Origin of the sequence: Psychromonas sp. MME2, from assembly GCF_040566515.1 — a bacterium.
GTDB lineage: Bacteria > Pseudomonadota > Gammaproteobacteria > Enterobacterales > Psychromonadaceae > Psychromonas.
Window position 1 is genome coordinate 148,641 of the sequence record NZ_JBEWXI010000002.1, and the last position, 21,772, is coordinate 170,412.

The 21,772-nt window shown below is 41.2% G+C and carries 23 protein-coding genes and 1 pseudogene; 9 read left to right on the forward strand and 15 right to left on the reverse strand.

Translation table 11 applies throughout. The features are described 5' to 3' along the window. Positions 1 to 128 precede the first annotated feature (128 nt). Positions 129 to 800 (forward strand): HAD family hydrolase, encoded by a 672-nt coding sequence (locus tag AB1A03_RS01000; RefSeq protein WP_354622733.1) that lies wholly within the window; start codon positions 129 to 131, stop codon positions 798 to 800. On the opposite strand, the gene AB1A03_RS01005 is transcribed toward AB1A03_RS01000, so the two are convergent. Next, a complete protein-coding gene (locus AB1A03_RS01005; RefSeq protein WP_354622734.1) occupies positions 793 to 1,149 on the reverse strand; it encodes a gamma-glutamylcyclotransferase family protein in 357 nt (118 codons plus the stop codon). The genes AB1A03_RS01000 and AB1A03_RS01005 overlap by 8 nt on opposite strands. A gap of 37 nt (positions 1,150 to 1,186) precedes the next feature. Continuing rightward, the gene (locus AB1A03_RS01010; protein WP_354622735.1) at positions 1,187 to 1,840 is read right to left on the reverse strand and encodes a hypothetical protein; all 654 of its coding nucleotides are present in this window, start codon (positions 1,838 to 1,840) and stop codon (positions 1,187 to 1,189) included. 359 nt (positions 1,841 to 2,199) lie between these two features. Between AB1A03_RS01010 and AB1A03_RS01015 the strand changes: the two genes are divergently transcribed. Beyond that, complete coding sequence (locus tag AB1A03_RS01015) at positions 2,200 to 3,393, forward strand: glycerophosphodiester phosphodiesterase family protein (protein ID WP_354623462.1); 1,194 nt, start codon at positions 2,200 to 2,202, stop codon at positions 3,391 to 3,393. Between the two features lie 97 nt (positions 3,394 to 3,490). Here AB1A03_RS01015 and AB1A03_RS01020 read toward each other — a convergent pair. Continuing rightward, positions 3,491 to 4,580, reverse strand: a pseudogene (locus AB1A03_RS01020) (PLP-dependent cysteine synthase family protein). A 122-nt stretch (positions 4,581 to 4,702) separates the two neighbouring features. Here AB1A03_RS01020 and AB1A03_RS01025 point away from each other — a divergent pair. Then, entirely contained in the window at positions 4,703 to 5,164 is a 462-nt protein-coding gene (locus AB1A03_RS01025; protein ID WP_354622736.1) for an Lrp/AsnC family transcriptional regulator, read from the forward strand. 10 nt (positions 5,165 to 5,174) lie between these two features. On the opposite strand, the gene AB1A03_RS01030 is transcribed toward AB1A03_RS01025, so the two are convergent. After that, positions 5,175 to 5,666: a cupin domain-containing protein gene (locus AB1A03_RS01030; RefSeq protein ID WP_354622737.1), complete on the reverse strand. Its 492-nt coding sequence runs from the start codon at positions 5,664 to 5,666 to the stop codon at positions 5,175 to 5,177. Between the two features lie 46 nt (positions 5,667 to 5,712). Continuing rightward, positions 5,713 to 6,876, reverse strand: a complete 1,164-nt coding sequence (locus AB1A03_RS01035; protein WP_354622738.1) for a multidrug effflux MFS transporter — start codon at positions 6,874 to 6,876, stop codon at positions 5,713 to 5,715. A gap of 231 nt (positions 6,877 to 7,107) precedes the next feature. On the opposite strand from AB1A03_RS01035, the gene trhO reads away from it, so the two are divergent. After that, a complete protein-coding gene (gene trhO, locus AB1A03_RS01040; RefSeq protein ID WP_354622739.1) occupies positions 7,108 to 8,088 on the forward strand; it encodes an oxygen-dependent tRNA uridine(34) hydroxylase TrhO in 981 nt (326 codons plus the stop codon). A gap of 32 nt (positions 8,089 to 8,120) precedes the next feature. Here the strand turns inward: trhO and AB1A03_RS01045 are convergent, their stop codons facing one another. The 4 genes from AB1A03_RS01045 to AB1A03_RS01060 are packed head-to-tail and all read right to left on the reverse strand — an operon-like array spanning position 8,121 to position 12,198. Next, on the reverse strand, positions 8,121 to 8,339 hold the full coding sequence (locus AB1A03_RS01045) for a pentapeptide repeat-containing protein (RefSeq protein WP_354622740.1): 219 nt from the start codon (positions 8,337 to 8,339) through the stop codon (positions 8,121 to 8,123). Further along, positions 8,293 to 8,721: a pentapeptide repeat-containing protein gene (locus AB1A03_RS01050; RefSeq protein WP_354622741.1), complete on the reverse strand. Its 429-nt coding sequence runs from the start codon at positions 8,719 to 8,721 to the stop codon at positions 8,293 to 8,295. Before AB1A03_RS01050 ends, AB1A03_RS01045 begins: the two co-directional genes overlap by 47 nt. 16 nt (positions 8,722 to 8,737) lie before the next feature. Further along, a complete protein-coding gene (locus AB1A03_RS01055; protein ID WP_354622742.1) occupies positions 8,738 to 10,843 on the reverse strand; it encodes an AMP-binding protein in 2,106 nt (701 codons plus the stop codon). Then, the gene (locus AB1A03_RS01060; RefSeq protein WP_354622743.1) at positions 10,840 to 12,198 is read right to left on the reverse strand and encodes an MFS transporter; all 1,359 of its coding nucleotides are present in this window, start codon (positions 12,196 to 12,198) and stop codon (positions 10,840 to 10,842) included. Before AB1A03_RS01060 ends, AB1A03_RS01055 begins: the two co-directional genes overlap by 4 nt. Positions 12,199 to 12,618: 420 nt before the next feature. On the opposite strand from AB1A03_RS01060, the gene gmk reads away from it, so the two are divergent. From gmk to AB1A03_RS01075, 3 genes are all read left to right on the forward strand, one after another. After that, the gene (gene gmk, locus AB1A03_RS01065; protein WP_354622744.1) at positions 12,619 to 13,245 is read left to right on the forward strand and encodes a guanylate kinase; all 627 of its coding nucleotides are present in this window, start codon (positions 12,619 to 12,621) and stop codon (positions 13,243 to 13,245) included. Between the two features lie 213 nt (positions 13,246 to 13,458). Continuing rightward, on the forward strand, positions 13,459 to 13,734 hold the full coding sequence (gene rpoZ, locus AB1A03_RS01070) for a DNA-directed RNA polymerase subunit omega (RefSeq protein WP_354622745.1): 276 nt from the start codon (positions 13,459 to 13,461) through the stop codon (positions 13,732 to 13,734). 84 nt (positions 13,735 to 13,818) lie between these two features. Then, positions 13,819 to 14,808 (forward strand): calcium/sodium antiporter, encoded by a 990-nt coding sequence (locus AB1A03_RS01075; protein WP_354622746.1) that lies wholly within the window; start codon positions 13,819 to 13,821, stop codon positions 14,806 to 14,808. 179 nt (positions 14,809 to 14,987) lie between these two features. On the opposite strand, the gene AB1A03_RS01080 is transcribed toward AB1A03_RS01075, so the two are convergent. From AB1A03_RS01080 to nirB, 3 genes are all read right to left on the reverse strand, one after another. Further along, complete coding sequence (locus AB1A03_RS01080) at positions 14,988 to 15,800, reverse strand: formate/nitrite transporter family protein (RefSeq protein ID WP_354622747.1); 813 nt, start codon at positions 15,798 to 15,800, stop codon at positions 14,988 to 14,990. A 121-nt stretch (positions 15,801 to 15,921) separates the two neighbouring features. Further along, positions 15,922 to 16,248 carry a nitrite reductase small subunit NirD gene (nirD, locus tag AB1A03_RS01085; RefSeq protein ID WP_354622748.1) on the reverse strand — a complete coding sequence of 109 codons (327 nt, stop codon included), beginning with the start codon at positions 16,246 to 16,248 and terminating at the stop codon, positions 15,922 to 15,924. After that, positions 16,249 to 18,795, reverse strand: a complete 2,547-nt coding sequence (nirB, locus tag AB1A03_RS01090) for a nitrite reductase large subunit NirB (protein WP_354622749.1) — start codon at positions 18,793 to 18,795, stop codon at positions 16,249 to 16,251. It lies immediately after the preceding gene. A 259-nt stretch (positions 18,796 to 19,054) separates the two neighbouring features. Between nirB and AB1A03_RS01095 the strand changes: the two genes are divergently transcribed. Next, positions 19,055 to 19,537 (forward strand): 2-thiouracil desulfurase family protein, encoded by a 483-nt coding sequence (locus tag AB1A03_RS01095; protein WP_354622750.1) that lies wholly within the window; start codon positions 19,055 to 19,057, stop codon positions 19,535 to 19,537. Between the two features lie 13 nt (positions 19,538 to 19,550). On the opposite strand, the gene AB1A03_RS01100 is transcribed toward AB1A03_RS01095, so the two are convergent. After that, on the reverse strand, positions 19,551 to 20,345 hold the full coding sequence (locus AB1A03_RS01100; RefSeq protein ID WP_354622751.1) for an NAD(P)H-binding protein: 795 nt from the start codon (positions 20,343 to 20,345) through the stop codon (positions 19,551 to 19,553). Then, a complete protein-coding gene (locus AB1A03_RS01105; protein ID WP_354622752.1) occupies positions 20,342 to 20,530 on the reverse strand; it encodes a DUF1289 domain-containing protein in 189 nt (62 codons plus the stop codon). Before AB1A03_RS01105 ends, AB1A03_RS01100 begins: the two co-directional genes overlap by 4 nt. 114 nt (positions 20,531 to 20,644) lie before the next feature. Here AB1A03_RS01105 and AB1A03_RS01110 point away from each other — a divergent pair, with 114 nt between their 5' ends. Beyond that, positions 20,645 to 21,001 (forward strand): glutathione S-transferase N-terminal domain-containing protein, encoded by a 357-nt coding sequence (locus AB1A03_RS01110; protein ID WP_354622753.1) that lies wholly within the window; start codon positions 20,645 to 20,647, stop codon positions 20,999 to 21,001. Between the two features lie 17 nt (positions 21,002 to 21,018). On the opposite strand, the gene AB1A03_RS01115 is transcribed toward AB1A03_RS01110, so the two are convergent. After that, positions 21,019 to 21,651 (reverse strand): LysE family translocator, encoded by a 633-nt coding sequence (locus AB1A03_RS01115; RefSeq protein ID WP_354622754.1) that lies wholly within the window; start codon positions 21,649 to 21,651, stop codon positions 21,019 to 21,021. Between the last annotated feature and the right edge of the window lie 121 nt (positions 21,652 to 21,772).

The following is a 21,772-nucleotide window of genomic DNA, read 5'->3' on the forward strand; positions in this document are numbered from 1 at the left end:
ATAACATAATGTTAACATGGATAAATAGTAGGGGCTTTTACTTGCTTAGCAATTCATTGCACTAGATCGCTTTAATGCGACACAATCATTATTATGCTATTTTACGAGTTTAAACTTCGGAGAAAATGATGAACTATCACGCTGCAATTTTTGATATGGATGGACTGCTTTTAGATACGGAACGCATTTCCATGCAAACGTTCAGTGAAGCCTGCTCGGCACTCTCTCTGCCAATGCTAAAAGAGGTTTATTTAAAGGTTATTGGTTGCAACGCAACAACGGTACAAGAGATTATTTGTAGCGGATATGGTAGCCAACTCGATTATCAGGCATTACGTAGCGAATGGCTACGACGTTATCATGGCATTGTTACAAAGCAAGCCATTCCAATAAAAGAAGGCGTTGTTGAGTTAATGCAGTGGTTAAAATCCGAGTCAATTCCGATTGCAGTGGCAACCTCTTCAGATAAAGAAATCGCAACGATTAAATTAACCTTAGCAGGGCTTATTGATTACGTGGATTGTTTGAGTACGGGTTGTGAAGTGACCAAGAGTAAACCTGATCCAGAAATATTTTTACTCGCGGCAGCGCGTTTACAGGTTCCTGCGCAACAATGTTTAGCCTTTGAAGATTCCCATAACGGAGTCCTAGCGGCGGTCGCTGCGGGCATGCAAGTCTATCAAGTGCCAGATCTTATCCCACCTTCAACTGAACTTATCGCTATGGGGCATCATATCCACTCATCATTAGCCGATGTGCTGCACACATTACAATCACAACAAATTAAACAGGCTAACTAGCTGCACTGTTGGCAACCTTGATATGAGTGCTGAGTGCGTAAATATACGCCTCAACACGGGAGCCATCAGCAAGCTCAGCACAGACAGATACACGTTCATAACCTTCCCCCTCAAACTCATCCAAACGCTGCCAATGCATAGATAGGTCGCAAGAAGTAAAAAGTAAACCGTGCACAAGGCTTTGTTTATCATCTAAAATAATCACGGGATAACCTTCACATGCCCCCCAACCATCTAAGACCTTCCCTCTAACTGTAGCGACCTGCCACTCGCCAGAAACACTTGCCAGCAGATGCTCATTTTCGCGCCCCGGGGCGAGCGTACCATATACAAACAGCCTCTCACTCATTCTCTCTTGCTCCTTGTCGCACCTAATATAAAACCAATTATAAACCCAGACTTTCTAGGATTTGCACAAAAACCGATTCACGATTTTTGCTCGTTAACATGGGGTATAAGCGACACAATCTAATTGCTTGAGCAAACTTATCTTTACCAATGACACTCAATACGCGGGTAAATAGCTGCTCATCAAGGTAAAAGGTTTTTACCGCATGTGTCACGGCACTATCAAGATTGACATAAGTTACCCCATCAAAAACAAAGCTGTCGTTCTCCTCTTCAATCACGAGAGTTTCGTTGTTTACTCGCAACGGCCAACCTGGGTAGTTAATGCGCCCCTGCATGAGTTCAAACATAAACCAAGCGCTCCGCTTAAAGCCTGCAAAGGCGGCCCCTTCAAATTCCGAATCGCGTAACTCCTGCTCGGTCCAGTTTGAACCAATTGCCAATATTTTTTGATGCTTAACGGCGAGCGCTTTTTTAATGGCATCTCGATACGCATACAAAGAGGTGAATGCGCTACGTTTAACAATAGTATCGCACTCTTTGCAGCTAGGCAGAGATAAAGGAGTGTGGGTTAATAACCCCTCTTCGCTAGCATATCTTGGAAAATCAACCCACGTATCATTAGGCTCTCCGCAAAACCAACAGCAATGCCGGTGATTAAAAGGTACTTCAACGGGCGGGTAATGGTTCATACTTTGCGATTTCCTAAATAGAGTGGACGAGAAAAGATATAAGGTTACCGTTTAGCCATAACAAACACCACCAAATAGGTCATTTAGGTAATATAAACGTCATATACTTCCTCTATAGTCACGTTTAATGATTATACCAATTCCGATAAATAGCTGATCTATTTTACTGGTTAAAACAACTTACTGCTGCGTTGTAATTTTCGTAAAGGGAATAACCATTTACGGCAAATTACGCCTTGAATTAAGCTGTTTTTCCTGCGCAAAATTTAAATCACATACTTACCGGAATTGGTATTAACCATTAAACGTGTATTCATCTTTATAAAGGAACAATAAAAATGAAAAAAATAGCTACAGGTATGCTCGCAATAACACTTGGGTTAGGTGTCAGCTCTACATGGGCACAAGAGCCTATATCCTTAGGCGTTCGTCCTCTGTTTTTAATTGATGCTATGGTCGCAAGCCCCTTAAAAACAAAATTATCTCAGTGCCGTAATGAACGCTTCCAACGAAGCGATTTCTCTATTGCGCATCGTGGCGCACCATTACTGTTTCCGGAACATACCAAAGAATCCTATCTTGCGGCAATTCGCAGTGGTGCTGGCATCGTCGAATGTGACGTTACTTTCACTAAAGATAAAGAACTGGTTTGTCGCCATTCTCAAAGTGACCTTCATACCACAACGGATGTCCTTGCCCACCCAGAACTAGCCAAAAAATGTACAGTACCTTTTACACCAGCCGATCCAGCGACAGGGAAAGAGGCACAAGTTGAATGCAGAACATCCGATTTTACCTTAGCAGAGTTTAAATCATTAAAAGGGAAAATGGATGGCGCCAACCCGATGGCGACAAGCGTAGAAGAATATATGCGCGGAACACCAAGTTGGAGAAGCGATCTTTATGCAACGACGGGCACTCTGATGACGCATGCAGAAAGTGCAGCACTGTTCAAAGCACATGGCGTTAAAGTCACACCAGAACTGAAATCTGCCTCAGTTAATATGCCCTACGAGGGCTTCACTCAGGAGATGTATGCACAAAAATTAGTGAAGGAGTTAAAAGAGGCGGGCTTCACTGCTGAAGAGAGTTATTTGCAATCATTTAACCTCGATGACATAAAATATTGGATAGCCAATAATCCCAATTTTGCTAAACAGGCTGTTTATTTAGATGAACGCATGTATGAAGATCAGAACTTTAAGGCATCACTTAAAGATATGCAGTCGCTTGCTAAAGCTGGCGTAAAAATTATAGCACCGCCCATCTATGCGCTGCTAACGTTAAATAGCCAAGGTAATATCGTTCCCTCTGACTATGCGAAATATGCTAAACAAGCTGGGCTAGATATTATTACTTGGTCGCTTGAGCGTTCAGGCCCATTAGCTCAAGGCGGGGGTTGGTACTACCAAAGCGTCGCTGAGGCTATTAATAATGATGGCGACACCATGGTCGTACTCGATGTATTAGCAAAACAAGTCGGCGTGATTGGTGTCTTTAGTGATTGGCCAGCAACGGTCACATACTATGCAAACTGCATGGGAATGAAATAACAGCTCAGAAAAATATCACTTCAGACATTTCCATAATAATAGTTTAGTGAAAACAGCGTGACAAGATTAAACAAATCTTGGCACGCGACTTCTACCATTAATCAGCAAAGAAAGTTATTAACTGTGTTTGATAAGGGCGAATATCACCAATGTTTTCTGCCACCCAGTCAGGGTCAAAATAACTATTTAAATAGCGGTCCCCCTGATCACATAACAAGGTCACAATTGAACCAGACTTCCCCTTAGCAGCCATCTGTTTTGCTAATTGCAACACTCCAACCATGTTAGTGCCCGTACTTGGCCCGACCTTTCGACCTAACACCGTTTCTAACCAGAGCATCGTCGCCACCGACTCAACATCCGGGACTTTAATCATATGATCAATGACCGAGGAGATAAATGAGGGCTCAACTCGTGGGCGACCAATACCTTCGATATGGCTGCATGAGGAGATGACTAGCTGCTTATCGGCACCGTGAAAATAGTCATAAAATACCGAATCTTGTGGGTCAACAACGGTTAATTCTGTGGGCAATTGATGATAACGAATGTAACGCCCAATAGTGGCACTGGTTCCCCCTGTGCCAGGCACTCATGACGATATGCTTAGGAATCGGATGCTCCTCTAATTTCATCTGCATAAAAATAGAATCGGCAATATTATTATTGCCACGCCAATCGGTTGCACGCTCTGCATAGGTAAATTGATCCATATAATAACCATTCATCTGCTTCGCCAAACGTTCCGATTCAGCGTAGATCATCTCCGTGGAATCAACCAGAAAACATTCTCCTGAATAATTTGTTATCTGCGCTATTTTTTCTTTACTGGTGTTTTTAGCCATCACAGCAATAAACTTTAACCCAAGTAAACGGGCAAAATAGGCTTCGGAAATCGCAGTACTTCCCGATGAAGCCTCAATAATAGTGGTATTTTCTCTGATATTGCCATTGCATAATGCGTATAAGAACAGCGATCGCGCCAAACGATGCTTGAGGCTTCCCGTTGGATGTGTGCTTTCATCTTTAAGATAGATATCAATACCTTGAAAACGGTTTAAATCTAGTTTAATTAAATGGGTATCAGCACTGCGTTGGTAATCAGCTTGAATCTTGGCGATCGCTTGATCGACCCAGTTACGTTGTTCATTCATTTGCAAAGATCCTTTTATAAGAATCACTACCATAACCAAACTGCAGTAGAAATAGTTTCCTGAACCATCATTAGTTTTTGCTTTGAAAGAAAATTAACCTTAATATTCACAATAATAAGAAAATTTATCTTTTATATAAAAATAATGAGGTAACTATGCCTATTGATCAGGTAGACAAACAAATTTTAACCTTATTACAAAAGGATGCGTCCTTATCTTTACAGCAAATTTCTGAGCAGTTAAACATAACCACAACGCCCTGCTGGAATCGCATTAAACGGCTTGAAAAAGATGGTTTTATTCGCCAACGCGTGGCGTTATTGGATGCGCAAAAGTTGGGCTTACAACTGATTGCCTTTGTGCAGATAAAAACCCAGCAACATTCAGAGGCTTGGTTAAAACACTTTGTCTTACAGGTAAAGGATTTTACCCCCGTTTTAGAATTTTACCGCATGACGGGGGAGTACGATTACCTGCTTAAGGTCTTAGTCACCGACATGGGCAGCTTTGATAAGTTTTACAAAAAGTTAGTCAATAATGTCAGCGGCCTAACCGATGTTAACTCTAGCTTTGCCATGGAACAGCTAAAATACACGACCGAGCTGCCATTACCGTAGCGATGGCAACCTACTCTGACACCTTCGCAGAGACCACGATAAATCGAGCGCCATTTTCACCCGCTTGTACGAAATGATGCTCGCCAGGTTGAATTAAATGGGTATCACCGGGATAAATTGTTTGCTCAACGGTTACCCCCTGTTTATCTATCAACTGAATGAATAACTGCCCTTCTAATAGGTAATAAATCTCTTCGGTATCAATGTGTTCATGCAAACCAACACTGGCATTCGGCGCTAAACTCGAATCCATAAACAGCTCAATACTACTTTTAAGGAGGTTTTCTTGCTTATCTGGTTGCTCGTTGTACAACCACTTCCCGACTAGGTCACCAGCTCCCTGCAAACCAGCGGGCGCCAAAGGATTACTATGGGCAGGCGAATAAAGGACATTGGCAATGCCCTCTTTTACTTTAAAGGCTTGGCTCGTTGTCGCACTCGACTCACTGTAAACGGGCGTATCACCATGATGGAATGCCTGTTCCGTTAAAATTTTTACCATTTTATAATTTTCCTCATACAAACAACGACGAACATATGATGTTCACCTACTCATTGCCGCTATTATTGGGCCGAGTTAAGAGTAAACCGTTAGCAATTAAAGAGAGGCCAAGCATCACCAGAACAGCTGGCCAGAGTGTACCATTATATAATAGGGTCGATAATCCACCAGCGAGTGCCGCCATTAAAAATTGACTCGCGCCACACAATGCAGAAGCCGATCCCGTATGTTCATGGAAATGGCTAATATAAACAGCATTTGAATTCGCAGAAATAGCGCCTTGTGCACCAATAATGAAAATAATATTAATGGCAACAGCTGCCACGGGAGCATTGAATATCACCATCAACACTAATAAACAGAGCCCAGTCAGTTGGATCCAAAGACCCTGTTGCAATAGCGTCATGGCCGATATATGGTTCAAACGGAAGTTATTATAGCGATTAAAAATAGCCATCATAATAACATTGGCACTAAAAAGCAGAGCAAACAGCGCATCACTCAGGGCAAAGTACTTTTGGTAGATAAAAGAAGCATTGGTAACAAACACCAGCATCACAGAAAATGAACATCCCTGCGCAACCAAATAACGCATCCCTTCTCGATTGGCAACCACCAAGCGATAACGACGTAAAAATGATGTGTTTGCTGTCTTTGATGAAGCATCCTTAGCGAGCTTAAAGTGTGAAATTGAAACAACAAAAAGCGCATAAATGAACAGAAAAAAGAAGATACTCTGCCAACCAAATAAATAAATAAGCAGCACCCCAACACTCGGAGCGATAGGTGCAACAACAATAATCAAACCGATTAAAGAGAACAGCTTAGCCGCTTCATTACCCGTCGCTCGCTCACGCACCAAGGGGGCAATACAGACCATGGCAAAGCCACCACCAATAGCCTGTATTACACGACTAACTTGTACCACTAAGAGGCTATGAGTAAGGGCAATGATCAGACTACAAGCAGCAAATAGCAGTAAGCCAACCAATATTAAATGACGCTTACCATAATTATCTGCAAGCGGACCACCAACTAGCTGCCCTGTCGCCAATCCTAATACATATAAACTAATCGTTGTTGCGATTTGCTCTGAACTTACAGTAAAAAAATCAGCCATGTAGGGGATGGCGGGTAAGTAAGCATCAATAGCAAATGGCGTTGCTGCCACAATCAACGCCATAATTAAAGCAAATTTACTGTTGGACATGGTCTCTCGATAATTTATCTATTAATCTTTTAATTTAGCACCAATATTCACAAAAAGCAGTTCCCTTCTACTCGTGGTAAAGTTTATTTCCGCGTTGTTTATTTTGTCACCGCCAAAGTTGCTAAATTGTTAACAAATTAACATTGCGGTAACCGTTTTTTCTCAACTATAATGCCATTCACATAAAATAACGCACTGGATTTACGCTCCAGTTAGCTGCAAGGAAGTCCCATGTCAAATACCATCGTCTGTGCACTGTATCGATTTGTCGCACTTGAAAATTATCAAGAAATCCAACAACCGCTTTTAGCTATAATGATGGCAAACCAAATTAAGGGAACGTTACTACTTGCCAATGAAGGGATTAACGGCACCATCGCAGGCAGTCGAGAAGGGGTTGATAAGCTAATGAATTGGCTAAAATCAGACCCACGCTTTGCCGATATCAGCTGTAAAGAGTCATTCAGCGAAGAAAATCCTTTCTATCGCACTAAGGTAAAACTTAAAAAAGAAATTGTGACGATGGGCGTTGCAGGAATTGACCCGAATCGCGTGGTCGGCAGTTATGTACAGGCGAAAGACTGGAATGCCCTGATCAGCGATCCTGAGGTATTACTGGTTGATACACGCAACGACTATGAAATTAGTATCGGCACATTTAGAAATGCAGTGGATCCGAAAACCACTAATTTTCGTGAATTCCCCGACTATGTCAAACACAATTTAGATCCTGCTAAGCATAAAAAAGTAGCGATGTTTTGTACCGGTGGCATTCGTTGTGAAAAATCAACGGCCTACTTAAAAGAGCAAGGCTTTGACGAAGTTTATCATCTACAGGGCGGGGTATTAAAATACCTAGAAGAGATACCACAAGAAGAAAGTCTCTGGCAAGGAGAATGTTTTGTCTTTGATAATCGAGTTTCAGTCAATCACCAGCTGGAAAAAGGTCAGTACGACCAATGCCATGGTTGCCGGTTACCGATTAGCGCTACGGACAAACAATCCGATAAATACATACCGGGTATCGCCTGTCCGCACTGTTATGGCCAGCTCAGTGATCAGCAAAAGCTGCGTTTTAGCGAACGTGAAAAACAGATAGCTTTAGCTAAGCTACGTGGCGAGGCACATATCGGTACTGACGCCGCAGAACAAATACACAATAACCGTGCAAAAAAACAGTTAAACAAACAAAAGCAACGTATTGCTAAATAAAAGCACGATTAACAGGACGAAATATCGTCCTGTTAATCGACTAATTCAATCCCCAATGAAGTAAGCAATTCTAAGGCTTCAAAACGGCTAAACTTAGCGCCTTTAACTCTATTTAGCGTGACATCAATCTGATAATTTGTCGCATTACTAAAATCGACTCCATCGAGATTCGTACGCATAAACTGGCTATAGGAAAAATCACTGTCAGTGAAATTTGCATAGGCAAAATCTCCCTCTAAAATCGACATCATGTGCTTTGCAGCCCTGAATTTCCATCTCTTGCAAAGTAAGACCAAAGAAGGAACTGTCATTGATAATGCACTGCTGAAACTTGATAGAGGTCGTTAAGCTATAATTAGGCCAAACTGCTTTTGCCCAATTAATACCAATGACCTTACTCTCTTGAAAACAGACATCGGCAAATCGGCTTGCGAGAATTTTCATATTTGATAAATTACTTTTGATAAAGCGACAATCAATAAATTTGCAACTTTTCACCATCACATCGCTAAAATTACACTCTGTAAAGGTGCAATTTTCAAAAATCACCTCTTCTATCTGTTGCTGAGATAAATCCAGCCCCAAAAAATCCTGCTGGTAATATTCCTTTATGTCACGATTTAACTTATCCATTTTTTTCCTAGCCGTTTTAACCTGCGTTAATCATCTCTAAAGCCAATCGTTTCGATTGGCTAAAATCCGTTTTTCCCGATCCGAGTTTGGGAATGGCTTCCACCTGATACCAACGTTTTGGCACCATCAAGGGATTACAGCCCTGCGCTAACATACTTTTTCTTACTTCACGGCTATCCAATTCGCCTTGATAAAGAAGGATAATACTTTCTCCTTTTTGCGGATCAGCAATCGCGACCGCGACAACTTCGACCTCTTCATCGAAATCTTTTAATACCGCTAGCTCAATCGCACTCAAACTAATCATCTCCCCCCCAAGTTTAGCAAAGCGAGAGTAGCGATCTAGTATAGTTAAAAATCCATCACTGTCTAAACGCCCTTTATCACCCGAGAGATACCAACGTTCGCCATTAATATCTTTAATTACCTGTTCTGTTTTTTCAGGATTATTGAGGTAACCCAACATGATCTGTGCCCCACCAATTAGGATCAAGCCCTCCCCTCCCGTGGGTAACTCAATAAACGTATCGGGATCGACAATCTTAAAACTCGTTCCTGGTAATGGCATCCCCACGGTTCCCTCTTTTGTGCCAACCTGAATTTGCCAGGTTTTTTTATCCAGCATGTCAGGTAAATTAACACTGGCAACGGGCGTTGTTTCGGTGGTGCCATATCCCTCTAATATATTTTTATTAAATTTACTCTCAAAGGCATTTTTAACCTGTGTATTGAGTTTTTCAGCCCCTGCAACCACAAAACGCAAAGAATCAAACATCAATGGACTGAGCTTTTTATTATTGCTATATAAACGGAAAAAAGTCGATGTTCCACAAATAATTGTTACGTTATTTTTAGCGACGGCTTGACCAATGCCAAGCGCATCGGTTGGGTCTGCATGGCACACTAAGGCAATCCCTTCAATTAAAGGTAAAAACTGTGTGACGGTTAACCCAAAGGCATGAAATAGAGGTAGAGAGCCCATGATCACATCACTCTCTTGCGTATTTAGCACATCGGAAACTTGTTGTAAGTTAGCCATAATATTAGTATGGCTGAGCATGACCCCCTTAGGTGAGCCTTCACTACCACTGGAAAATAAGATTGCGGCTGCCTGTTCATTGTCTACATGTTTAACGTAAAGTTGTTTTAATACCTTAGCGGGCAGCAGTTTAACCAAGATTAAACGGATAATTTGCTGGCTTTTCCTAATCTCCTTCATGACATCTTCGAGATAAATAACGTCAACATCGGCGAATGTTGCAGTTAAATCGATACCGCGTTGTTGTAATTTATGCAAAAAAACGCGGGAACTATAAACCTTAGCCAGCTGCGCTTGTGCAATGGCATCTAATAACGCCTCATGACTTGCCGTATAGTTCAAATTAACAATGGTTTTACCCGCCAGAATGGTCGCCATATTGGCAATCACCCCACCCGCACTGTTAGGTAATAACATCCCAACATTTTGGCCTTTATTACCCTTTTGAATCACCTTACTGAGGCTAATTGCGCCAACTAGTGTACGTTCTGCTGATAATTTTTTACCCGTACTATCTGTCACTGCGCGTTGACTGCCAAGACGCTTTACCGTATCAATCCATGCACAACCAAGGCTCTGCAGCTCGTTGGCATGAGTTTTCCATGACTTTACTGAAAGGTCAAAAACACAGCGTTTAACCTGTTCCGCATTACTTTCTTTCGTCATTTCTTGACCAAAAGCGATCACCAAATCCCGAAACAGCGCGCGTCTACGCACCTCCTTTAGGTTAGTAGAAGAGTGGCTAAATTTACTACCCCATAATCCGCGCATATAAAAAGGCACAATCACGATATCGCACTGAGTATGGCTACATACGGTTTCAAAATCTTTTTTAAACTCACCAAGATGCCCATTGCGACTCATTGTCCCCTCGGGAAACAAAGCCACGACCTCACCTTGGTCGAGTACTTTTGCAATATCGAGTAACGATTGCGGCGTGATATTAAGCATATTAACGGGAATACAGCCAAGCAACTTAAAAAACCAACCTAAATACCAACGGGCAAACACTTTTTCATCCATGGCAAAGCGCACCGTACGAGGACATGCAATTTGCAACACTGCCCAATCTATCCAACTCACATGATTACCAAGTAGCAAGACACCGCCTGTTCGGGTACGTGTTGCATACCTTGAATTGAGACCTTATAGCGACGTGCAATCGACCAATTGAGCACAATTCTTGCCAAACTTTGTGGGAATTTATAAATCGTATATAGGCTACCAACGAGGGCAAAAATCGCAGTAAAAGTGAATAAAATAGCACTATCAATACCATAATAGGCAAAACCTGCAGTGACCAATATAACCATCACCATACAAATCCCCTGCACCCAATTACTCAGCCCTAACACCCTTCCCATTTCATTCTTTTTCGCATGAAATTGAATCAAGGCATTGAGAGGAATAATAAAGAGTCCACCCATCATACCGACCAAGAAAAAACAGACCGTTTGAGCAAAAGCCGACTCCATAAAAGGCAAAAACCACAGTGTCATTGCAAAGCCTATTGCGCCAAGGGGCACCAAACCCGTTTCAATATGATTTTTTGAATAACGCCCAGCTATCCACGACCCAATAACCATTCCCAAACCCGAGGTGATAATGACCGCCTGAATAACTAAGGCGCTGGTAATCGACAAATTTTCTTTTGCATAAGCGGGAAAGCTAGCTAATAACAGCTGCGTAATCGACCAGAACATCGCCAAACCAATAATCGACAGATGAATAATCGGCTGCGAAGTAAAGATCGCTACATTACGTTTAAAATACCCCGCTGTTCGGTATTTTTTCCAATCAAAGGTCTCTTTATATGGCGCCTTTTGCACATTAGGTAAACGATAAGCCATCCATAACTCGAACAATGCGTTGCATACTAATAACCATGCAAGAGGCGCCATTGATTGTAAAATTTGTTCTGGGGTAAGCGATTCTGGTTGATAAAATGATTCAAATAAAGAGGCGAAGATGAGCATGCTCGCCAACACGGCAATAATAGAAACGGACTGCACTAACGCATTAGCTTGCGCCAAATTCTCTCGACCAAATAAAGGTTTAATATAACCGTATTTTGCCGGCGAATAAAAAGCGGACTGCACTGCCAGTAAAAAAGCAATCACAAAGGCTTGCCAAAATAGCCCTTGGTAATAACAAAAAGCAATTGCAAGACTCAATGCCACGGAGCACCAAGCACTGACGACCATCACCCTATTTTTGGGGTATCTATCGGAGATAAACCCCGTGGGTGACAATAATAAAATAAATGGGAGGAGGATAAGACCGTTGATCAAAGCCATTAAAAGGATTTGCTGTTCACCGTGAAAGGCTTTAAAAATAGTATTTTGAATAACTATCTTATGTCCGAACTCAATAAAAACATTCAAAAAAATGGCAAATAGGTACGGCCAGAAACCTCTGATGTTGGCTAATTTTTGCATCACGAATTACCTTTAGTCTATGTGATTACGAGTCGTTGGGGGAGATTATAAAACGCTGTAATAATAGACCTGTTATTAATTAAAAGACAAAGCACAGTTTTATCAATAATAAATAATATTAATTCACTTATTTACTCGATTAAAAAGACAACAACTAAAAAATAAGAGATAATACGCGACTATCAAAAATCCAGCTGATGAGTAAGCTTGGAGATAGGTACGTGATTTATGCCAATTCGCATAATATTATGGTCATAGCTTGTTGATGAAAAATGATATAGAGCAAGGCACATGATTGAGTAATAGCTCGCTATTACGATTGAATGTAACACTGTTATCTATTATTTTGACCAACAAGATAGATCAGATGCTTATGCGGATTGGCATTATACTCAATAATGTTGTTAGGAATTATTATTTATGTCCCAAGTCGGCACGCTTTATATCGTATCTGCCCCAAGTGGCGCAGGAAAGTCTAGTCTCATTAAGGCGTTATTAGCAAAAAAAAGAGATGGGAGTGCACAGGTCTCTATTTCTCATACTACGCGTCAACCACGTATCGGTGAAATCGATGGAGAGCATTATCATTTTGTTGATGTAGCAGAGTTTCAACGACTCATTGCTGAAAATGCCTTTTTTGAATGGGCTGAAGTATTCGGTAATTATTACGGCACATCTCGGGTTGCTATTGAACAGGCACTCGAAAAAGGCATCGATGTGATGTTAGACATCGATTGGCAAGGTGCTCGTCAAGTACGTAAAATGATGCCTAATGCAAAGGGCATTTTCATTTTACCGCCAAGCCGCAAAGAGCTAGAGTCGCGTTTAAATAAACGAGGACAAGACAGCAGTGAAATCATCGCTAAACGGATGGAACAAGCACAATCTGAGATGTCTCATTACGATGAATATGATTACCTAATTATTAATGATGATTTTGAAACGGCAACTGCTGAGTTTTCTGCGATTGTAAAATCGTTACGCAATGAACAACAAAAGCAGGCTATTAAGTATCGCGCAACCATCGATGAGTTATTAAAACCTTAATAACATCAACCTTGAAAATAGCAAAAGCACTTATACATTACTGATAACTATCTGTTATCATAGTAAAAAAAATTAATTCGCATTCATGATAACGCAATATAAATAACCGTCTGATGAATGCAACGCTTATTAACACGAAGGTACTGGATCAAATCGCCTTTAAACCGTATAATAAGCGCCCTTTTTTATGTAAATATTTTTTGGAGTTCAACAATGGCACGTGTAACCGTTGAAGATGCAGTAAATGTAGTTGGTAACCGTTTTGATTTAATCTTAATGGCATCGCGTCGCGCGCGTCAGCTTGCCACTCAAGGTAAAACACCTTTAGTTGAGCCAGAAAACGATAAAGCGACCGTTATTGCTTTACGAGAAATTGAAGCGGGTTTAATTACTAATGAATTGATGGATGTTCAAGACCGTCAAGAAAAGTATGAAAAACATGCCGCTGAATTAGCAGCAGTTGCGGCTATTGCTGAAGGTCGTGGTTAATAACCGACTATTTTAATTTTTTAAGAAACGCCGTACATGCAAATGTCCGGCGTTTTTTTTCTTAAACACAAGGAGTTTTATACTGTGATATCGCTATTATTACCTGCTTTTGCGATTGTTGCTGGTTTCGCACTACTCATTTGGAGTGCCGATAAATTTGTACTTGGCGCTTCAAATACGGCAAGCAGCTTTTCCATCTCACCCTTAATTGTTGGCGTTGTCATTGTTGGTTTAGGGACATCTGCACCTGAGATGTTAGTTTCGGCAATTGCGGCATGGCAGGGCAAAACAGGGCTTTCTATCGGTAACGCGATCGGTTCAAACATTACCAATATTGGCTTAATGCTTGGACTCACGGCACTCATTTATCCATTACAAATCCATTCCAAATTACTCAAAAGAGAAATGCCCGTTTTACTTATCATTATTTTGATTAGCTTGTATCTGCTTTGGGATCAAAACCTCAGTGTGGTGGATGGCCTCATACTTATGATGATGATGTTTGCGATGTTAGCATTCACGGTATATGAAGCGAAAAGCCACGGTGAAGATAGCTTGCCACAGGAAATTATCGATGAATTACCAGAGCAGGTTAGTAAAGGCGAAGCACTAAAGTGGTTAATATTAGGCATTGTGATACTGATTGCTTCCTCACGTATTCTAGTCTGGGGTGCAGTAGAAGTTGCCGAATACTTCGCCGTCAGCGACCTCATTATTGGTTTAACCATTGTCGCAATTGGCACCAGCTTGCCGGAACTTGCGGCGACGCTTGCCGCTGCACGTAAGAAAGAGTTTGACCTTGCTGTGGGTAATATTATTGGCTCTAATATTTTTAATATTCTTGGGGTAATGGCGCTGCCCGGGCTTATTAATCCAGATACGTTTGATCAGGAAGTATTAACTCGCGACTATCCAACCATGATCGCTCTAACCGTTGCCTTAATGGTGTTTTCAATCGGATTTCGTAAAGGTAAGTCGGGTGTATTAGGCCGTTTTGAAGGTGGGTTATTGTTAATGGGTTACATTGCTTACATGGCCTGGTTATTTATAGATATGAGTAAAACAGTTTCCTAATAACGCAGGGCGGGTTTTCGCGCTAGCGCCCCGTAGGGCAAAAATAGCACCAATCTGCGTTGTTATAAAATCTCTATCTAGCATAAGTATATTCATATTTTGCTTACAAAAAAGCCTCGTGTAAAAACGAGGCTTTTTTATTATCTACGATTTTTTACCTAAAATAAGACGCTAAAAATTTACTTAACATCTAATGGTGCAGCTGTTTTCTTGTGTGTTAGGTAAAGAGGAATCGTTGCAAATAATAAACCACCAACAATATTACCTAAGATAGTCGGGATAAGGTTGAAGTTCAACCAAGTCGCGATACCAAAATCAGCACCTAAAATCATGCCCAGTGGGAATAAGAACATGTTGACAACCGTATGTTCAAAGACCAAAACGAAGAAGATGAAGATAGGTAACCACATTGCGGCAATTTTCCCCCCCACTGAACGTGACGTCATGCCACCCACGACACCTAAACATACCATCAAGTTACAAAAAATAGCACGAACAAAACAGGTGATCCAACCATCTACACCGAAGTTTTCAAAACCAGCAGTCCGCGCTGTAGAGACCTTAATAAACGTTTGCGCTACCGCGTTAGTATCAATACTGAAATTCATCGTCAAAGAAACAGCAATCAAATAAGCAACAAGCAGTGAACCGATAAAATTACCTAGACCTACGAGTCCCCAACAACGAAATACGCGAGGCCAATCAATACCAGGACGGTTTTCAAATTTAGCCAGCGGCGCTAAACCAAAAACCCCCGTTACAAGATCGTAACCCATCAGGCTTAAGATACAAAAACCAACAGGGAAGACGAGCGCACCAACAAGGCCACTGCCAGTTTGTGTGATAGCAGTAATTGCAACCACAACGGCAAGCGATAAAATAATACCAGCCATTGTGCCACGTAAAATCAGATCACGTGTGCTGGTATTGGATTTGGCTTCACCAACATCGATCATGGTTTGTACGAAGTCAGCAGGTTTGTTGTAAGACATAGTTAAGCACCTAATAGTAAAGTTAATGTGAAAGTTAAAATTAAATAGTAAAAGGCTTCCTACTCACCTCCAGGAATGCACATTCACAGCGTAAGTAAGAAACATTTCAGCTATTTAATCTTTACAGCTGCACTTCAATTTGGCCGCCAGAAACACGCACTTTATAGGTTTCGATAGAAACATCTGCATTCTCTAAACAGTGACCATCCGCTAAATTAAAGCGTTGTTTTTTCAATGGTGAAGCAACCCATAACTGCTCTTGATGCTCACAAATCACACCTCGAGATAACACATTTGAACGCGCAAATGGATCCATGTTATTAACGGCAAAAAGCTGTTCGTCATCATAAGGGCGGAAGATAGCCACTTGTTTACCATCAACTAACGCACAAACGCCTGTTGATGGGAAAACAGTTTCTAATTCACAGACTTTAATCCACTTGCTCATTTACGCTTCCTCCAAAGTAATTTTGTACGTAGGTGCTTTTTCATCTAAAAATGCAGGGCGTTTTTGACCACGCTCAGGGGTAAACACCACATTATCATCTTGCTGATCACTATTAATAAAGTGTGCAAAGCGTTTCAGTTGTTGCTCATCATTTAGCGTCGTTGCCCATTCACAATGATAATTATCAATCGATTCAGCCATCTCTTTTTCAAGCTGTGCATTAATGCCTAATTTATCTTCAATCACTACTTTTTGCAGGTATTCAATACCACCTTCTAGGTTTTGTAACCACACCGAGGTACGTGTTAATTTATCCGCCGTACGCACATAGAACATCATGAATCGATCTAGGTATTTAATTAATGTTTCTTTATCTAAGTCAGAGGCAAGTAATGATGCATGCTGCGGTTTCATACCTCCATTACCACAAACATAAAGGTTCCACCCCGCATCAGTGGCAATAATGCCGACATCTTTACCCTGTGCTTCAGCACATTCACGCGTACAACCCGAAACACCAAACTTCATTTTATGGGGGGTGCGCAATCCCTTATAACGGTTTTCCAACTCAACACCTAAACCAACACTGTCTTGCACACCAAAACGACACCATGTACTACCTACACAGGTTTTTACCATACGCAGTGCTTTAGCGTAGGCTTGACCTGTTTCAAAACCAGCATCTAAAAGCTGTTTCCAAATATCAGGAAGATCTGATTTATGCGCGCCGAATAAACCAATACGCTGTGCGCCAGTGATTTTAGTGTATAGCGCATATTGCTCAGCAACACTGGCAACAGCAGCTAAGCCTTTTGGTGTTACTTCACCACCAGCCATACGTGGAATAACTGAATAAGTACCATCTTTTTGCATGTTACCAAGGAAAATGTCATTGGTATCTTGTAGACCATTATGTTCTTTCGTTAGTATGTGCTCACCCCAGCATGACGCTAAGATAGAACCCACGGTTGGTTTACAAGTTTCACAGCCGTAACCTTTACCGTATTTAGCTAATAAATCTTTAAAGGTTTTGATACCTTCAATACGGATAAGGTGGAATAACTCTTGGCGAGAGTATTCAAAATGCTCACAAAGATGGTTTTTAACTTCCATTCCCTGCTTTTTTAGCTCCGCATTAAGTACTTGCGTAATAAGCGGAACACAACCACCACAGCCTGTACCAGCGCCCGTTTCTCCTTTAATCGCACCAATCGTTGTATGCCCAGCCGCAACGGCATCAGCAATATCGCTTTTCTTCACATCAAAACATGAACAGAGTTGTGCGCTCGCAGGTAAAGCATCCACACCTAACCCCGCCGATTTAGTACCAGCATGCGCAGGTAAAATCAAAGAGTCAGGATGTTTAGGCAGTTCGATATCGTTAAGGGTATATTGCAGTAAATCACCATAACTTTCGGTATCGCCCACTAATACAGCACCCAATAATGCCTTACCATCTTCCGAGACAATAATGCGTTTATATACGGCACTGTTTTCATCAAGGTAAACATAACTTTTACAATTTGGCGTGCGACCATTGGCATCGCCGATACTACCAACGTCAACACCTAATAATTTTAATTTTGCGCTCATATCAGAGCCAGTAAACGCATTGTCACGACCAAGTAGGGTATCAACGGCCACTTTCGCCATGTTATAGCCCGGTGCCACTAAGCCGAAGAATTTTTCATTCCAGGAGGCACACTCACCAATCGCGTAAATATCCGCATCACTGGTTTGACATTGGTCATTGATGCTAATCCCACCGCGAGGTGCAGTCGCTAACCCACACTGCTTAGCTAATTTATCCTGTGGGCGAATACCCGTTGAAAAAACGATAAAATCAACTTCTAACTCACTGCCATCGGCAAAGCACATCGTATTACGCGCTGTTTGCCCTGAGCTGACTATCTCTTGCGTATTTTTAGTGGTGTGTACATTGACACCAATGTGCTCTATTTTATGGCGTAACATTTGTCCGCCCTGCACATCTAACTGCTCAGCCATTAATACTGGGGCAAACTCAATAACATGCGTTTCAACGCCAAGTGCTTTTAATGCTCCCGCAGCTTCAAGCCCTAGCAATCCACCACCGACCACGGCACCGCTTTTGCTACGGTGCGCCGTTGTTTCAATCGCCTTTAGATCTTCAATCGTACGGTAGACAAAACAGTCTTTATTATCATTGCCCTTAATCGGTGGCACCCAAGGATAGGATCCCGTTGCCATTACTAATTTATCGTAATAAACCGCACGACCAGTTTGTGAGTGAATCACCTTTTGTTCACGATTAATCATTAAAGCGCGTTCACCAAGCAATACTTCAATATTGTGTTTTTCATAAAAACCCTCTTTTACCAAAGAAAGTTCTTCTGCCGTATGGTGAGAAAAGTAGGAAGATAAATGAACACGATCATAGGCAACGCGAGGCTCTTCACAAAAAACAGTGATTTGAAATTTATCAAGATCCGCTTTATCGACAAAATCCTCAATAAAACGATGACCTACCATACCATTACCAATAATCACTAATTTTTGTTTACTCATATTTTCCTCAATCACGAAGTGAAGTTAAATTCACCTGCAGACTAACCAAATAACGAAAAACAAATTTGATGAAAATCAAAATAAACAGCATCACGACCCGAATTTCATTAACAAAATAGCAATATACCCACTAATAGGTAACCATTTACTTAACAAAGACCACATATAAATCAATGTTTTCTAACAAAACCTTACTTTAAAAAGGGGTAAACGTTGTGCTATCTTGCGCTGCTAATTTCTAAACAAAAACGATACCGCTATGCCTAAAGACAACAATATTAAAATCCTCATCAGTGCCTGTTTACTTGGTGAACGGGTACGATACGATGGCAAAATAAATAAACTAGAAGATCCCTTAATAATGCAGTGGCAACAAAAAAAGTGGCTATTACCCGTTTGCCCTGAAGTGTGTGGCGGTTTAGCAACGCCACGCGCAGCTGCTGAAATACAAGTAGATGGCAGCATTAAAACGGCAAGTGGGGAAGATGTGAGTGTAGCCTTTAAACTCGGTGCACAAAAAACCTTGCAACTGGCCTTAGAGAATAAGGTGAAAGTTGCCATTTTGACGGAAAAAAGCCCATCATGTGGCAGTTCATTACGTTACGATGGCAGTTTTAACAGGACATTAGTTAACGGCGAAGGGTGCACCGCTAAGTTATTACGTGCCCATAATATCGCAGTATTTAATCAATTTAACTTAGCGGATGCACAAGCTTATTTGCAAGCAATAAACGACAAATAATTAACTCTATCGCTTACTCGTAATCATCAATTTGCATTAGATCTGGATGGATAAATTGATAATCCAACAAGGCTTTTACTTTGTCATTACAAACAACCTTATTAATTGCCGAATCATCACTAAGGCGCGGTTTTTCTAACCCTAATGCTAGCGCATTGTGGGTATAAAATTGCGCTTTTGTTGGGTGGGTATCTGCGCAGCCATTTAACACTTCCCCCCAAACTTCGCGTTTAATAATCTGTTCAATCATCTCAACACAATCATCAAGATGAATAAGATTAACTGGCGCTTGCGCTGAGGAAATGGTCTTAGCAGGCACTTTTGTCGTAGCGAAGAAGCGCCCCGGATGACGGCGCCCACCAATTAATCCAGCGAAACGTAAAATAGTTGTCTGAAAATGGCGACTATTACGAAACAGTGATTCGATGGTTAAAAGCGGATGCAATACCTCACTTAGATCATCAGACTCCTTACAAAGCCCACTATTATTGGGATAAACCCCCGTTGAGCTAATGAATAACAGCTTCTGTATCGACGACTGTTCTATTTTTTCAAGCAGCAGTGCAAAGGCAGCTACATTTTTACTAGTGATATTAATGAGTAAAATATCACTATTTAAAAAAGGGTCGATATTATCCTGTAAATTTTCAATATCGATAAGGTAAGGCTGTAAACCCAACGCTGCTAAATGTGCCATTTTTTCGTCAGTGCGGGTAGAAATTTTAACCTGTGCAAAGCGCTTTAATAGCCTCTTTGCAACGGGTACACCTAACCAACCACTGCCCAAAATACTGATAGTTTGCTTCATTTATCCCCCTTTGATTTTGCATCTCTTTCTTTGCGTTTTTGAACGCGAGCCAGAATAACTCGCTTCTCTTGCTCATTCACTTCTCGCCACTGCATAATTTCATTCATTGTGCGAAAACAGCCGATACAAATATCTTTTTCATCCAAGCAACAATTTCGTATACAGGGTGATGCAATGTCACTCATCGATGTAATCCATTCTGTTTTTCTAGGTATCACCATCTTACCTTTAATGATCCATTTTTTTCAGTTAAACTTACTTTTATTTTTAACATTTTTATAACAAAAGAGAGTGTGTAGATGTTTATAATCCGTTGGATTTTGGGGCGTATCATTTTATTAGTAAACTTTAGTTTGCCGCCTAAAAGACGTAAACGAGAGCAACATGAACAGATTAAAATAGATTTAGAGAGTAAATCACTGCAGCTATACCAATACGAAGCCTGCCCTTTTTGCGTCAAAGTGCGCCGCGCGATGCGTCGTCAAAATCTTACAATAACCACGGTTGATGCTAAACAAAGCGCTAATAAAGAGATACTTGCAACACAAGCAGGCAAAGTACAAGTGCCCTGCTTGCGTATTGAAGAGGCCAATAAGGTCACTTGGCTGTATGAATCCAAAGCGATTATCAATTATTTAAATAATCGCTTTGCCTAAGATAGTGACGGTTGAGGTTATTTATCACTGAGTATTAGTTTTACCCCGAGAAAAATTAATACAGCACCGGTCAGCCCTTCCATGGTTTTCATCGCACTTTGATTTTTAAAAAAGGCTTTTGCTGAATGGATGGCATGAGCTAAACCACATTGCCACACCATCGCAATTAAAAAATGAATAGCAGCCATGGTTAAAGATTGTAAAACGGGTGAATAATTGGGGTCGATAAATTGCGGTAAAAAAGCCAAATAAAAAATAGCCGTTTTCGGATTAAGCACATTAGATAAAAAGCCTTCGCGCAGCGAACGACGACAGTTAAAAACCAGATGCTTTTGATCTTGCATGGTTAAATCAGGCTGCGCTTTAAACATGCCACGCAAGCTAGTGAGCCCAAGCCAAATAAGGTATGACGCACCAATCCACTTCATCACCTCAAATAACTGCGCAGACTGCAGTAAAATTGCCGAGATCCCCAGTGCAGAAAAAAGTGCATGCACAAACAGGCCGGAACAGATCCCTAAACTGGTCACACAGCCATCAAGGCTACCTGAACGGCTACTATTACGAATCACCAATGCCGTGTCTAATCCCGGAGTTAAGGTGAGGATGGTGATGGCAATTAAAAAAGCTTCGAAATTAATGATATGCACGCAGTTGCTCCCTATCCAGATAGGTATTTATAGCAAGAAGGCAAGAGTTGATCAATGAGATAATAGCAATGGCTGACCATAAAAAAGCCCCACTATTATTAATGGGGCTATTATCGGCATA